Annotated in this window: 13 protein-coding genes; 6 read left to right on the plus strand and 7 right to left on the minus strand. The window is 64.6% G+C overall.

The features are described 5' to 3' along the window. Positions 1-24: 24 nt before the first annotated feature. A complete protein-coding gene (locus ABOA88_RS00225) occupies positions 25-1254 on the plus strand; it encodes an acyl-CoA dehydrogenase (protein WP_043211633.1) in 1230 nt (409 codons plus the stop codon). A gap of 45 nt (positions 1255-1299) precedes the next feature. Here ABOA88_RS00225 and ABOA88_RS00230 read toward each other — a convergent pair whose 3' ends face one another. The 4 genes from ABOA88_RS00230 to ABOA88_RS00245 form a co-directional block, all read right to left on the minus strand. Continuing rightward, positions 1300-2355 (minus strand): TerC family protein, encoded by a 1056-nt coding sequence (locus ABOA88_RS00230; RefSeq protein ID WP_196168166.1) that lies wholly within the window; start codon positions 2353-2355, stop codon positions 1300-1302. A gap of 166 nt (positions 2356-2521) precedes the next feature. Continuing rightward, positions 2522-3829 (minus strand): substrate-binding domain-containing protein, encoded by a 1308-nt coding sequence (locus tag ABOA88_RS00235; protein WP_367850709.1) that lies wholly within the window; start codon positions 3827-3829, stop codon positions 2522-2524. 132 nt (positions 3830-3961) lie between these two features. Further along, positions 3962-4567, minus strand: a complete 606-nt coding sequence (locus ABOA88_RS00240) for a helix-turn-helix domain-containing protein (RefSeq protein WP_196168168.1) — start codon at positions 4565-4567, stop codon at positions 3962-3964. Positions 4568-4607: 40 nt separating this feature from the next. Beyond that, complete coding sequence (locus tag ABOA88_RS00245) at positions 4608-6560, minus strand: oxidoreductase (protein WP_196168169.1); 1953 nt, start codon at positions 6558-6560, stop codon at positions 4608-4610. A 189-nt stretch (positions 6561-6749) separates the two neighbouring features. Here ABOA88_RS00245 and ABOA88_RS00250 point away from each other — a divergent pair, with 189 nt between their 5' ends. Both ABOA88_RS00250 and ABOA88_RS00255 read left to right on the plus strand, forming a co-directional pair. Beyond that, entirely contained in the window at positions 6750-7793 is a 1044-nt protein-coding gene (locus ABOA88_RS00250; protein ID WP_367850710.1) for an ABC transporter substrate-binding protein, read from the plus strand. A 36-nt stretch (positions 7794-7829) separates the two neighbouring features. After that, positions 7830-8648: a class II aldolase/adducin family protein gene (locus ABOA88_RS00255; protein ID WP_367850711.1), complete on the plus strand. Its 819-nt coding sequence runs from the start codon at positions 7830-7832 to the stop codon at positions 8646-8648. Between the two features lie 95 nt (positions 8649-8743). Here ABOA88_RS00255 and ABOA88_RS00260 read toward each other — a convergent pair whose 3' ends face one another. Further along, complete coding sequence (locus ABOA88_RS00260; RefSeq protein ID WP_196168172.1) at positions 8744-10141, minus strand: purine-cytosine permease family protein; 1398 nt, start codon at positions 10139-10141, stop codon at positions 8744-8746. A 258-nt stretch (positions 10142-10399) separates the two neighbouring features. Between ABOA88_RS00260 and ABOA88_RS00265 the strand changes: the two genes are divergently transcribed. Beyond that, the gene (locus ABOA88_RS00265) at positions 10400-11287 is read left to right on the plus strand and encodes an EamA family transporter (RefSeq protein ID WP_196168173.1); all 888 of its coding nucleotides are present in this window, start codon (positions 10400-10402) and stop codon (positions 11285-11287) included. A 171-nt stretch (positions 11288-11458) separates the two neighbouring features. Then, a complete protein-coding gene (locus tag ABOA88_RS00270) occupies positions 11459-12343 on the plus strand; it encodes a pirin family protein (protein WP_367850712.1) in 885 nt (294 codons plus the stop codon). Positions 12344-12370: 27 nt separating this feature from the next. Here ABOA88_RS00270 and ABOA88_RS00275 read toward each other — a convergent pair whose 3' ends face one another. After that, positions 12371-12598 (minus strand): DUF6555 family protein, encoded by a 228-nt coding sequence (locus ABOA88_RS00275; RefSeq protein ID WP_367850713.1) that lies wholly within the window; start codon positions 12596-12598, stop codon positions 12371-12373. Between the two features lie 332 nt (positions 12599-12930). Here ABOA88_RS00275 and ABOA88_RS00280 point away from each other — a divergent pair, with 332 nt between their 5' ends. Continuing rightward, positions 12931-13194: a DUF1652 domain-containing protein gene (locus ABOA88_RS00280; protein ID WP_367850714.1), complete on the plus strand. Its 264-nt coding sequence runs from the start codon at positions 12931-12933 to the stop codon at positions 13192-13194. Positions 13195-13211: 17 nt separating this feature from the next. On the opposite strand, the gene ABOA88_RS00285 is transcribed toward ABOA88_RS00280, so the two are convergent. Continuing rightward, positions 13212-13826 (minus strand): Yip1 family protein, encoded by a 615-nt coding sequence (locus ABOA88_RS00285; protein ID WP_367850715.1) that lies wholly within the window; start codon positions 13824-13826, stop codon positions 13212-13214. Positions 13827-13880 lie beyond the last annotated feature (54 nt).

Below are 13880 nucleotides of genomic sequence, written 5' to 3' on the forward strand. Positions count from 1 at the left end.
CTCAAGCCTGTGAAGGTAGCCCTGATGGATTTCGCCTATTCGCCCAAGGTCCAGGCATTGCGTGAGCGTGTCACGGCATTCATGGACGCCTATGTCTACCCAGCCGAGCCGGTGTTCGAACGCCAGGTCGCCGAGGGCGATCGCTGGCAGCCCACCGCAATCATGGAAGAACTGAAGGCCAAGGCCCGCGCCGAGGGCCTGTGGAACCTCTTCTTACCCGAGTCGGAGTACGGCGCAGGGCTGTCCAACCTTGAATACGCCCCCCTGGCCGAGATCATGGGGCGCTCGCTGCTGGGGCCGGAACCGTTCAACTGCTCGGCGCCCGATACCGGCAACATGGAAGTGCTGGTGCGTTATGGCAGCGAGGCGCAGAAGCGCCAATGGCTGGAGCCGTTGCTGCGCGGCGAGATCCGCTCGGCGTTCGCCATGACCGAGCCGGACGTCGCGTCCTCCGACGCCACCAACATGGCCGCCACGGCCGTGCGCGAGGGTGACCAGTGGGTGATCAACGGGCGCAAGTGGTGGACCTCCGGTGCCTGTGACCCGCGCTGCAAAGTGATGATCTTCATGGGCTTGTCCGACCCGCAAGGGCCGCGTCATCAGCAGCACTCGATGATCCTGGTGCCTACCGACACGCCGGGTGTGAAGATCGTCCGCCCGTTGCCGGTGTTCGGTTACGACGATGCGCCCCATGGCCATGCCGAGGTGCTGTTCGAGAACGTACGGGTGCCGTATGAAAACGTGATCCTGGGCGAGGGCCGTGGCTTCGAGATCGCCCAGGGGCGCCTGGGCCCTGGGCGCATCCACCACTGCATGCGCTCGATCGGCATGGCCGAGCGGGCCCTGGAGCTGATGTGCAAGCGCGCGGTCGAGCGCACCGCATTTGGCCGACCCCTGGCTCGCCTGGGTGGCAACGTAGACAAGATCGCCGATTCGCGCATGGAGATCGACATGGCGCGTCTGCTGACCCTCAAGGCCGCCTACATGATGGACACCGTCGGCAACAAGGTCGCGCGCAGCGAGATCGCGCAGATCAAGGTAGTGGCGCCGAACGTGGCGTTGAAGGTGATCGACCGGGCTATCCAGATCCATGGCGGTGCCGGGGTCAGTGGCGACTTCCCGCTGGCCTACATGTACGCCATGCAGCGCACCCTGCGCCTAGCCGACGGGCCGGATGAAGTGCATCGGGCAGCGGTGGGCAAGTACGAGATCGGCAAGCATGTGCCCAAGGAGCTGCTGCGTAGCGGGCACTGAACTGGGGCCGCCTTGCAGCCCATCGCAGGCGCCCCCGAGGCGGGATCATGGACGAGATCGGGGTGAGCTGACGCGCTCGGTTTTCTCTGCAAGGTGCGCCTGATCGGGGTGGTCTTGCGGCGTTGCGTCGTGCTGGACCCGGGTTTTGAACAGTGACAACAGTACCCCGCCGAGCAGCAAGCCGAACGTCACGCCCAGCGACAGCAAGGCTGGCACCTTGCCCACCAGGCCGTGGTAGAAGATCTTGCAGCCGATGAACACCAGCACCAGCGCCAGGGCGTACTTGAGGTAGATGAAGCGGTGCATCAGCGCCGCCAGGGCGAAGTACAGCGAGCGCAGGCCGAGGATGGCGAAGATGTTCGAGGTATAGACGATGAACGGGTCCTGGGTGATGGCGAAGATCGCCGGGACGCTGTCGACGGCGAACACCAGGTCGGCCAACTCGATCAGTACCAGGGCCAGGAACAGCGGCGTCGCATGGCGCAGGGCGGTGTGCTGCCCGGGTGGGGTGAGGCGCACGAAAAAGTGTGCGCCGTGGATCTGGTCGGTGACCCGCATGTGCCGACGCACGAAGCGCAGCACCGGGTTGTTGGCAAGGTCTGGGTGGCTCTCCTGCCGAGCCAAAGCCATCTTCACCCCGGTGAACAGCAGGAAGGCGCCGAACAGGTAGAGCACCCAGGCAAAGTGCTGCACCAGCGCCGCACCCACGCCGATCATGATCGCCCTCAGGAACACCACGCCGAGAATGCCCCAGAACAGCACCCGGTGCTGGTAACGGCGCGGGATGGCGAAGAAACCGAAGATCATGGCCATGACGAACACGTTGTCCATCGACAGCGATTGCTCGACCAGGAAACCCGTGTAGAACTCCAGCGCCGACTGCGCGCCCAGCTCGTACCAGACCCATGCGCCGAACAACACGCCGACGCTGAAATAGCCGGCGTACAGCAGCAGGCTTTCGCGCATTTCGATCTCGCGGTTATCCCGGTGGAGCACGCCAAGGTCCAGGACCAGCAGGCCGATGACGATCGCGATGAAGACCAGCCACAGCCAAGCGCTGGTGCCGAGGAACGGGGTGGTGAGGAATGTGTGCAGAGCCATCGTGAGCCCCTCCTTGAATGTCGACGTTGCATGGCAACAGTGATCCGACATGGCGGCTGGGTAGCCGTCAGAGGGGCCCGGTATCACATAGGCTTGAGCGTAGTCCCGATCGGTGAGCCTGCCGAATGGCGCGCTGTTACATTTCTTTGCGAGGCTGCCCAGTCCTTCAGTACACCCACACTTCCACCCGTCGATTGCGCAGCCGCCCTTGTTCCTGGTCGTTGTCGGCCACTGGCAGTTCGTCGCCCATGCCGGTCACTTCCTTGATTTCCACGCCATCGCGGGCGAGCTCGCGGCGCACCGCCATGGCCCGCAGGCGCGAGAGCAGGGCGGCGCGGCCCGGGGTTTCCTTGGGGTCGCCAAACCCCACCAGTACCGCCTTGTGTTGCAGCTTGCCGGCCTGGCGCAGGTAGTCTGCGACCCGGCGCACGTCGCGCAGCGCCTTGTTGTCGAGGTTGGCGCTGCCAGGCTGGAAGCGAAAGTTCACGGTCAGGCGCCGGGCCTCATCGGCCAGGGCTCGATAGCGTGGCGGCATGTCGGCCTGGGCGGGTACGGGAAGGGCCTTGACCTGCTGGGCCACGAAACCTTGGCGGGCGACGATGGCCTGCCCGGCGGGGCTTTGGGTGAACTCGGCCAGGGCGACCGCCAGGGGGGCGGCGCGGGCAGGCAGGTAGAAAAACAGGCGGCGCGACAGCGGATAATCCTCGCTGGCGACCAGGGCAGGGGTGGGCAGCATGGCTGGCGCGTCGCCTTCGGCAATGGCCAGTACCTTGGCGCCATGCACCGCGGCCAGGCTGCTGAAACCGATGGCCTGGCGGTCGGCCTTGACCCGTTCGGCCAGCGCTTCGCTGGATTCGAAACGTTGCGCCTGAGCGGCCAGCGTCTGCTGGCGTGGCTCCAGCACCAATGCCTTGAAGGTCTCGAAGGTGCCTGAGCGATCGTCACGGGCATACAGACGGATTTCCCCGCCGGGTACACCGAGCTGTTCCCAGCGCCGTACCTGGCCGCAGAACACTTGGGCCAGTTGCGCGGTGGTCAGTTGGGCCAGCGGATTGTCCGGGTGGACGATCACCGCCACTCCGTCCAGGCCGATGACCTGTTCGGCGCCTTTGCCGCGCAGATCGCCCAGGGCTTGAAGGCGTTGGGCTTCGTCATCGGTGATGGGGCGGGACGCGGCCGCCAGGTCCGCCTGGCCATCGCCCAAGGCGGTGAAGCCGGTGCTCGAGCCATGGGCGGCGATGGTGATGTGAAGAGGCTGGCCCTGGGCATTGCGCGCGTTGATTTCGGTTTCGTTGGCTTGGCGGCCTGGGGTCTGGGTGAGCGCAGTGGCGCCTTGGGTCGCCAGCAGGCCTTGGACCAGCGCCGGTGTCAGGGCGGCGCCGATGGTGTTGGAGCCCTGGATGCGCAATTGCGCGGGCCCTGCGAGGGCCCATAAGGGGAACAGACAGCACAGCAAGGCGAACAGGCGAGGCATGCCGGGGACCTGTGGCATAAAGATGCGCTGCAGATTACGACAGTGGCGTGACCGGGAAATGACAGTGCGCGGGGCTGATGACCGAGGTGTCCTGAGAGCACCGGCGTACCGGGGGAGCGGGTTTACCCGCGATCAGAACGTCGGCGGCGTGATCACCCAGATCACCACGGCATCCACCTCCCCGGGGTTGCCATAGCGGTGCGGCTCCTGGCTGGAGAAACTGAAGCTGTCCCCTTCGTTGAGCTGGAAATACCGGTCCCCGACCCACAGCTCGAAGCTGCCGGAGAGCAAATAGCCGGCTTCTTCACCCTCGTGGCTATAGCTCTGCTGGCTGTAGGTGCCCGGGGGAAAGCGCGAATGAAGGATTTCCAACTGCCGGTTGGGCTGGGGGGTGAGCAACTGATCGACGATACCGTCCTCGTAATGCACGCTCAGGCGGCTGTTGCGCCGCACCACATAACCTTGGTCCTCAGGGGCGGTGCTGGCCTCGCTGGCGAAGAACCACTGGATGGTCACACCCAGGCTGCGGGCAATGTTGAACAGCGCCGGGATCGAGGGGTAGGAGAGGTTACGTTCCAGCTGGCTGATGTAGCCGGCGGTCAGTTCGCTTTGCTTGGCCAGCTCGGCGAGGGTCATGCCGCGGCGCTTGCGCAGGCCGCGGATGCGGGTGCCGAGAAAGTGCGGTGCCGCGCCGCCGTCTTCGGCGGCGGGCGGCGGCGTCTGGGGTTGCTGGCTCATGCGCGTCGGTCCATCGGGAAAGCCAGAAGTATGACCAGCCTCAGAGTGCCCAGGCAACCGTCAGGCCGTCGTGGATCGCTTCTTCGACGGTGCGCGGCGCCAGGCAGTCGCCGATGCGCCGCACCTCGACCAGGCCGGCCAGTTCCTCGGCCAACGTGTCCACCGGTTGATGGCCCAGGCACAGGACCAGGGTGTCGATCTCCTCGAAGATCATCGGTTCGCCACTGGCGGTGTGCAGCAGGTAGACGGTGTTGTCGTCGCAGCCGTACAGCCGGGCATAGGGGGTGATGGGGATGCCCAGGCGGTGCAGCTCGCCGGCCATCTGGTCGCGCACGTACAGCGGCAGGCTCTCGCCACAGTGGGTGCCGTTGACTGCCAGCTGCACCTGATGGCCTTCGCGCACCAGGCGCTCGGCGATGCCGGGGCCGATCCAGTCGCTGCGCCAGTCCACCACCAGCACCGAGCGCCCCAGGGTGGCCTGGTTACGCAGCACCTGCCAGGCATCGACCACCTGCAGGTCGCCACTGCGTTCGAATTCGGGCCAGTACGGGCGGGCGCCGGTGGCGGCGATCACCACATCGGGGCGTTCGCGTTCGACCAGGGCCCGGTCGACGCGGGTGTTTCGCACCACGCGCACGCCGGCCAGTTCCATCTCCCGTTGCAGGTTGGTGCTGGCGCCGCCGAACTCGCTGCGACGCGGCAGCAACTGGGCCAATTGCACCTGGCCGCCCAACTGCGGGCCGGCCTCGTACAAGGTCACGTCATGACCGCGCGCCGCTGCGACTGCTGCGGCTTTCATGCCGGCCGGGCCGCCCCCTGCGATCATCACGCGCTTGGGCGCCTGGGTGGGGGTGAGCGTGCCGTATTGCAGTTCGCGGCCGGTTTCCGGGCGCTGGATGCAGGAGATCGGCAGGCCGCGATGGAAGTGGCCGATACAGGCCTGGTTGCAGGCGATGCAGGCGCGCACGTCCTCGACCTGACCACGTTCGGTCTTCGATGGCATCTGCGGGTCGCAGATCAGCGCGCGGGTCATGCCGCAGACGTCAGCCTGGCCGCGGGCCAGGATCAGCTCGGCCTCCTGGGGCTGGTTGATGCGTCCGGTGACGAACAGTGGGATGTTAAGGCGCGCCTTGAACGTGCCGGCTTCGCGGGCAAGGTACGCAGGCTCGATGGCCATGGGCGGAACGATATGCACTGCGCCACCTTGGGAGGCGGAGGTGCCGGCGACGATGTGCAGGTAGTCGATTTCGCCCTGCAGGGCCTGGGCTGCCACCAGGGATTCGTCTTCGGTCAAGCCTTCGGGGTCGCGCTCGTCGGCGCTGATGCGCAGGCCTACGATGAATTGCTCGTCGGTGGCCGCGCGCACGGCGCTCAGCACTTCACGCACAAAGCGCAGGCGTTGCTCAAGGCCGCCGTTGTAGCCGTCGGTGCGGCGATTGACCCGCGGATTGAGGAACTGCGCCGGCAGGTAGCCGTGACTGGCCACCACTTCCACGCCGTCGAGTCCGGCCTGATGCAGGCGGCGGGCGGCACTGGCGTAGCCCAGGATGATCTCGTCGATCATCGCCTGGTCCAGCGCCCGAGGCATCACCCGAAAACGCTCGTTGGGCACCGCCGAGGCCGAGTAGGCCACTGCCAGCAGGCCATCGGCGGTCTCCATGATCTCGCGCCCGGGGTGGAACAACTGCGACAGCACCACGGTGCCGTGGGCGTGGCAGGCCTCGGCCAGGCGGCGATAGCCGTCGATGCAGGCATCGTCGGTGGCCATCAGCACATGGGAGGTGTAGCGGGCGCTGTCGTGAACCCCCGCCACCTGCAGCACGATCAGGCCGGCGCCGCCTTCGGCGCGGGCGCGCTGGTAGGCAATGAGCTTGTCGTTGACCAGGTTGTCGGTGGGCAGGCAGGTGTCATGTCCGGTGGACATGATGCGGTTCTTCAGGCGTTTGCCACGGATCTGCAGCGGTTCGAACAGGTGGGGGAAGGCGGTCGACATGCGCGCAGCTCCGGTCGGTTGTCGTTCTTGTTTTTTCAATGAAAGTGTAGCGCCAGTAAAAAATCAACTTGTTTTTTTACTGGCTGACGTCTAGCGTTCCCTCGACCCCTAGCTCAGGGGCATCCCTCACAACAACAAGAAAGCGGGGCCTGCGCTGCACCGGCCAGGCACCGGCAGGAGGAACCAGCGATGCAAGCATTTCCCCGCAGGACCGGATTGTGCGCAGTACTTCTGACCTTGGGCCTGGGCAGCGCGCAGGCGGCGCCGCAGATGGTCGTGGTCGGCTATGGTGGCGCGGGCCAGAAAGCCCAGGACGTAGCGATCTTCCAGCCTTTCAGCGCCCAGGATGGCAGCAAGCTGATCCAGAGCGAGTACAACGGCGAGATGGCCCGGATCCAAGTGATGGCCGATACCGGGAATGTCGATTGGGACGTGGTGCAGATCGAAGGCCCGGACCTCATGCGCGGCTGTGACGAAGGCATCTATGAGCACCTGGACTGGCAGCAGATGGGCCATGCCGCCGAGCTGATTCCGGACGCGGCCCAGGCGTGTGGTTCAGCGGCGCTGGTGTGGAGCGTGGCGATTGCCTATGACCGCGACAAGCTGGCCAAGGCGCCCACGTCCTGGGCGGATTTCTGGGATGTGAAGACGTTTCCCGGCAAGCGCGGGCTGCGCAAACGTGCGGTGTACAACCTGGAATTCGCGCTGTTGGCCGACGGCGTGAAGGTCGAAGACGTCTACAAGGTGCTGTCCACCCCGGCAGGTGTCGAGCGCGCCTTTGCCAAGCTCACCGAACTCAAGCCTCATATCCAATGGTGGGACGCCGGCGCCCAGCCCGCCCAGTGGTTGACCGCAGGCGATGTGGTGATGACCTCCACCTACAGCGGCCGCATCGCCGTCGCTGCCCAGCAGGGCAGCCCGCTGGCGGTGGTATGGCCGGGTAGTCTGTATGGCATGGATTACTGGGCGATCATCAAGGGCTCCCAGCATGTCGACCAGGCACGGCGCCTGATTGCCTATGCCAACCAGCCTGACACCCAGGTGCGGTATGTGCAGCAGATCCCCTATGGCCCGACCAACACCCAGGCCGCGGCCAAGCTCGATCCCGCGTTGGCCAGCTGGGTGCCGACTTCGCCGGAAAACCTCAAGGGCGCGCTGGCGATGAATGTCGAGTTCTGGGTTGACCATGGCGAGGAGCTGGAGCAGCGCTTCAACGCGTGGGCCAGCAAGTGAGGTAGATTCATTCCCCAAGGCCGCTTCGCGGCCTTCGTGGGTAAATCGGAGCGCCGAACAGACTTCGGCCTCCCACATTCTCGAACCAGGACAACAACAATGACCCCCACCGAACGGACCCTGCGCCAGGAACTGGCCGCCTGCTACCGGCTGATCGCGCACTTTCGCATGACCGATCTGATCTTCACCCACATCTCCGTGCGCTTGCCGGGCCCTGAGCATCATTTTCTGATCAACCCCTACGGCTTGCTGTTCGATGAGATCACGGCCTCGAAACTGGTGAAGATCGATTTGCAGGGCAATCCGGTGGAGCCGACGCCATACCCTGTGAACCCGGCCGGTTTTGTCATCCACAGTGCCATTCACGGCGCCCGCGAAGACGCTCAGTGCGTGCTGCACACCCACACCCGGGCAGGCTGCGCGGTGGCGGCGCTCGAATGTGGCTTGCTGCCGCTCAACCAGATTTCCATGGAGTTCTACGGCCGGGTTGGCTACCACGCCTATGAAGGCATCGCCCTGGACATGGACGAGCAGCAGCGCCTGGTGGCGGACCTGGGCGAGCATGCGGTGATGATCCTGCGCAACCATGGTTTGTTGACCGTCGGCAGCAGCGTGGCTGAGGCCTTCATGCGCATGTACTACCTGGAGAAAGCCTGCGAGATCCAGTTGGCCGCTTTGCAGGCCGGGCAGGTGATCGTGCCGCCGCACGAGGTGTGCGCGCATACCGAGCGCCAGTTCAATGCCCCGGCGCGGCCGCTGAAAGCAGGGGAGTTGTCGGACCCAGATGGCAATGCGCTGGCCTGGCAGGCCTTGCTGCGGTTGCTGGAGCGGGTGGCGCCGGATTATCGCGACTGAGACGCCAGCGCCGGCTCCCGGGTAGCGCGTCGTTGTAGGAGCCGGCGAAGTGTGTAATGGGCTGCAAAGCAGCCCAAGGGACGAAGGCGCCGGTGTCAGCGAGCGTCCGGCACGATGATGTGGGCCGGTGCTTGCGTCGCGCGGCCACGGGCGACCCAGTAATACAGCACGCTCGGCACGACCAGGCCGATCAGCCAGGACACATCCACGCCGCCCAGGTGGGCGACCATGGGGCCGGTGTACAGCTTGGTGTCGATGAACGGCATCTGCACCAGCACACCGACGGTGTAGACGATGATTCCAGGCCAGTTCCAGCGGCCATAGCGCCCTTCAGGGTCGGCCAGGGCGGGGATGTCGTAGCGCTCTTTGGTGATGAAGTAGTAGTCCACCAGGTTCACCGCGCTCCAGGGCACGAAGAAGGTCAGCAGGAACAGGATGAACGACTTGAACGCGCTCAGGAACGAATGCTGGCCGAGCAGGGCGACCAGGGTCGCAGCGCCGACAATTGCCAGGACGAACACCAGGCGCTGCGCTCGGCTGATCTGCAGATGACCACGGAAGCCGCTGATGATGGTGGCGATGCACATGAAGCTGCCATAGGAGTTGAGCGTCGAGATGGTCACCTTGCCGAAGGCGATGCTGAAGTACAGCAGCGCCGCGGTGGTGCCTGCGCCGCCCAGGCCGACGATATAGGCCACTTCGTGTCCGGTGAACTGGCCGCCGGCGATGGCGGCGGCGAACACACCGAGGATCATCGAGGCCTGGGCGCCAATCACCGAGCCCAGGCCGGCGGCGAGGAAGGTCTTGACCGGCGAAGTGCTGCTGGGCAGGTAGCGTGAGTAATCCGCGACATAAGGGCCGAAGGCGATCTGCCAGGAGGCGGCGAGCGAAACGGCCAGCAGGAACGACGCCCAGGAGAAGTGGCGGTTGTCCAGCAACTGGCCGATGTCGGCCAGCATCAGGATGCGGCTGAACAGGTAGATGAAGGCGATGATCCCCAGCACGCTGGCCACGCGCCCGATCCAGTGGATCACCCGATAGCCGGCGAGGGTGGCCAGCACGATCACGCTGGCGAAGATCAGGATGCCGGTGCTGTCGCTGACGCTCATCAATTGGCCGATGGCCTGGCCGGAGAGTACCGTGCCGGTGGCGGTGAAGCCCAGGTACATCAGGCACACCAGCACCATGGGGATGGCCGCGCCATAGACCCCGAACTGCACACGACTGGAAATCATCTGCGGCAGGCCCAGGCGCGGGCCTTGGGCGGCGTGCAGCGCCATCACCGTGCCACCGACCAATTGCCCGATCAACAGGCCGATCAGTGACCAGAACACATCACCGCCGAGCACCACGGCCAGGGCGCCGGTCACGATGGCGGTAATCTGCAGGTTGGCTCCCAGCCAGAGGGTGAACTGGCTGTACACGCGTCCATGGCGTTCAGCTTCTGGGATGTAGTCGATCGAGCGCCGTTCGATCACGGGTTTGTTGGACATGGGCACTCCGCGTGTTTGTTTTTGTGAGGGGCGGGCGAGCCATCGGCAAGGGATGGCGGTCATGAGATATGAGCATGTATAGACAAGTTCGGTCAAGTGAAGCTTGACAGGTAACGAGTGGGCGCTCACACGCTTACCAGACGCTTCGCTTGATCGACTGTTGCGCAAGGTCGGTGCCCAACTGTGCTGGTCGGTGAAAAAAGAATGGCCTTATGCTGTAACGAAATATGTCTAGAACGCCTGAAGAAGGAAGCCGCAATGCCGCTCAAGGACCTGCTGATCGCCCTGGTGGTGATCATCGCCTGGGGAGTCAACTTCGTTGTCATCAAGGTCGGCCTTGATGGCTTGCCGCCCATGTTGCTGGGTGCGTTGCGCTTCGCCCTGGTGGCGTTTCCGGCGATCTTGCTGGTCAAGCGCCCGAAGCTTCCCTGGCGCTGGTTGATCGCTTATGGCGCAACCATTTCCCTGGGGCAGTTCGCGTTCCTGTTCCAGGCCATGTACAGCGGCATGCCACCGGGGCTGGCCTCGTTGGTGCTGCAGTCCCAGGCGTTCTTCACCCTGGGTTTTGCGGCGCTGTTTTTGGGTGAGCGCCTACGCTTGGCCAGTGTGTTGGGGTTGCTGGTGGCGGCGGGCGGATTGGTGCTGATCGGCAGCGAAGATGGCAGCCACGTGCCGTTGCTGGCGCTGCTGTTGACCCTGTGCGCCGGGGCCATGTGGGGGATGGGCAATATCATCACCCGGCGCTTTGGCTCGGTGGACCTGGTGGCCTTGGTGATCTGGGGCGGACTGATCCCGCCGCTGCCGTTTCTGGCGTTGTCCTGGTGGCTCGAAGGTCCTGAGCGCATTGGCCATGCATTGACCAACCTCGGCTTGAATTCGGTGCTGGCGCTGGCGTACTTGGCCTTCGTCGCCACCATGTTGGGCTATAGCCTCTGGAGCACGCTGTTGTCGCGCCATCCGGCGGGCAAGGTGGCGCCGTTCTCGTTGCTGGTGCCGGTGATTGGCCTGAGTTCGTCGGCCTGGCTGCTGGATGAGCGCTTGAGCGCGGTGCAAGGTTGGGGCGCGTTGCTGGTGATGGCGGGGCTGCTGATCAATGTGTTCGGCCCGCGGCTGGGGCAGCGGTTGCGGGCGGCCACGGCGCAATGAGTTGGGATCGGCGGTGGTGTGTTCGCGGGTAAGCCCGCTCCCACAACGATGACCGCCAACCCTGTTGCAACTGTTCTACTATCGGGACGATCAGGGCCGTTTTTGCTATCTACCGAAGTATTGTTGTCATGGGTAGTGTTATACCCAGCCATCTGAGAGAGGAGACTTCTCATGAAAAAGATTCTGGGTATCCACCGCAGCCCCCACGGCCATTGGGTCGGGGATGGCTTCCCGGTTCGCAGCCTGTTCACCTATGACAACCTGGCTCGTCACATCAGCCCGTTCCTGCTGCTGGACTACGCCGGTCCGCACGACTTCACCCCGACCACCGCCCGTCGTGGTGTCGGCCAGCATCCGCACCGCGGCTTCGAGACGGTGACCATTGTCTACCAGGGCGAGCTGGAGCACCGCGACTCCACCGGCGCCGGCGGCCTGATCGGCCCGGGGGACGTGCAGTGGATGACCGCTGCCAACGGCATCCTGCACGAGGAGTTTCACTCGCCGGCCTTCGCCCGCAGTGGCGGCACCTTGGAAATGGTGCAGCTGTGGGTGAACCTCCCTGCCCGGGACAAGCGCGCTGCAGCGGGCTACCAGACGCTGCTCGCCAGTGAGATCCCGGTGGTGAAGCTGCAAGACGATGCCGGCACCCTGCGCGTGATTGCCGGTGACTACCAAGGCCACAAGGGCCCGGCTCGGACCTTCACGCCCATGGATGTCTGGGACCTGCGCCTTGCGGCCGGTGCCAGCCTGCAACTGCCCATCGCCCAGGGCCGCAACGCTGCGCTGGTGGTCTTGCGGGGCAATGTGCGGGTCAACGGCGAACGTGAGGCAGGGCCGGCCAGCCTGGTGCTGCTTGAGCGCGACGGTGAGCATGTGCAGGTGCAGGCCTTGGAGGACGTGAGCCTGCTGCTGCTCAGCGGCGAGCCGATCGACGAGCCTATCGTCGGCTATGGCCCGTTTGTGATGAACAGCCAGGCAGAGATCGCCGAGTCGTTCGACGACTTCCAGGCCGGGCGGTTCGGGCAGATGGCGGGGGAGCAAGGCCCCCAGCATTGAGACAATGGGCCGGTCAGCGGCAGCCGTTCAACCGGTCTGCCGCCAATGCACGTCACTGATTCCGTAACGCTCGGCCACCGGCTTGCTGACTTTCTTGATCTTCTCGCGCCCGTAGCGTCCGATGCGGGCCACTCCCGCATCGCAACTGGCCCAGTGCCAGGCATCGGCATTGTCCATCCGCTCGGCGCGGATCACGAACGACTTGTGCTGCCCGTGCAGTTCGTAGTCGATCACGAAGAGTTTGGCGTCGATCATCGGTCCCCATCCCTTGCGCAGCAGCGCAGGCTGGCCTGGTGCAACGTTCCATGGCCTATCCGTGGGAAACCGCGATCTAAGCAAAAGTTTGAAAAAATTCGCCCTCGGCCGACCAGTGGCAGAGGCAGGACCGCTCGTCGCAAGCGTGCTGCATTGGAGCGAACAGCCAGCGTCAGGCCGGGTTCTTCTTCTAAGGTGCTAGAGGATTTGCCGGGCACCTATTGCTCCAGCAAATGAGTGACCGCTTGAACATGCGCAATATCAATTGGCACTGCGTCAATTCAGGGCGTACTCACACACAACAGGCCATCCAGTATAGAGAGGGTCGAACCATGTCGTTGATAGGTGTTTCGCTATTGGAAATGCGCCAGCTGATCGAGCAGGCCTGTCTGCCCGACCGCTGCGAGGTCAGTTGCCCGGACGGCGTCAGTCTGACCATCCGTCTGGGCAACGAACAGGGGCTGGACGATTGCCTGACGGTCTCCGGCATTGCGCTGGACAGCCTTAATAGCTGTCGCGATGTGCATGAGCTGGTGAACCAGCTGCGCAAGGAGCAGCGCCTGGGTCACCCGCACGTGACCAGGGCCATCGCCTGAAAGGCTCGGCGACCCGGTCAGCCAAGGCTGGCCGGGCGCACGTACTCGGGCATCAGGCCGTTGAACCAGAACAGGATCATCGCCACCAGGATGGTCACCAGCAACAGCAGTCCCACACCCCAGACACAGGTCGCGAACAGCAGGGCCTGTTCCTTGCGAAGCCGCAGAAACGCCTGCAAGCCGCCATAGAGCAACACCGTGGCGTAGGCTGAGGCTGCCAGCAGGGCCACTACCGCCAGCCAGCGCATCGGCACCAGGCCGACCACGCCCGCGACAAACCAGGGGGTGGCGCAATAGGCGGCAAACCCGATGCATTGGTTGAGGGTGGGCTGGGTGTCGAAGCCTCGTGACATCCAGCGGATCATCACGCCCATCGACATGACGCCGACCACGGTCGTGGCGTATAGAAGACCCGCCAGCTGCGCAGCGCTGACCATGCTCAGGCGCACGCGATCCTCCGTGGCCAGGCTCCAGCCGAACGTGGTGGTGCCGATGAACAGGCACACGGCCGGAATCAGCGCCAGTGCCAGCAGGCGCGGCAGGTATTGTTGCGGATGGGCTTCCTCGGCACGGCGGATGTCCAGCCAGGCGGCACCCGGTTGGGTGAAGAGCTTGAGCAAGGGGCTGTTCATGGCATTCTCCTCGAGGGCAAGCGTGTCCTCTTTTTATGGAGAAACCTGAGCGTC

The organism is Pseudomonas sp. PKS, assembly GCF_051913525.1.
Taxonomy (GTDB): Bacteria; Pseudomonadota; Gammaproteobacteria; order Pseudomonadales; family Pseudomonadaceae; genus Aquipseudomonas; species Aquipseudomonas guariconensis_D.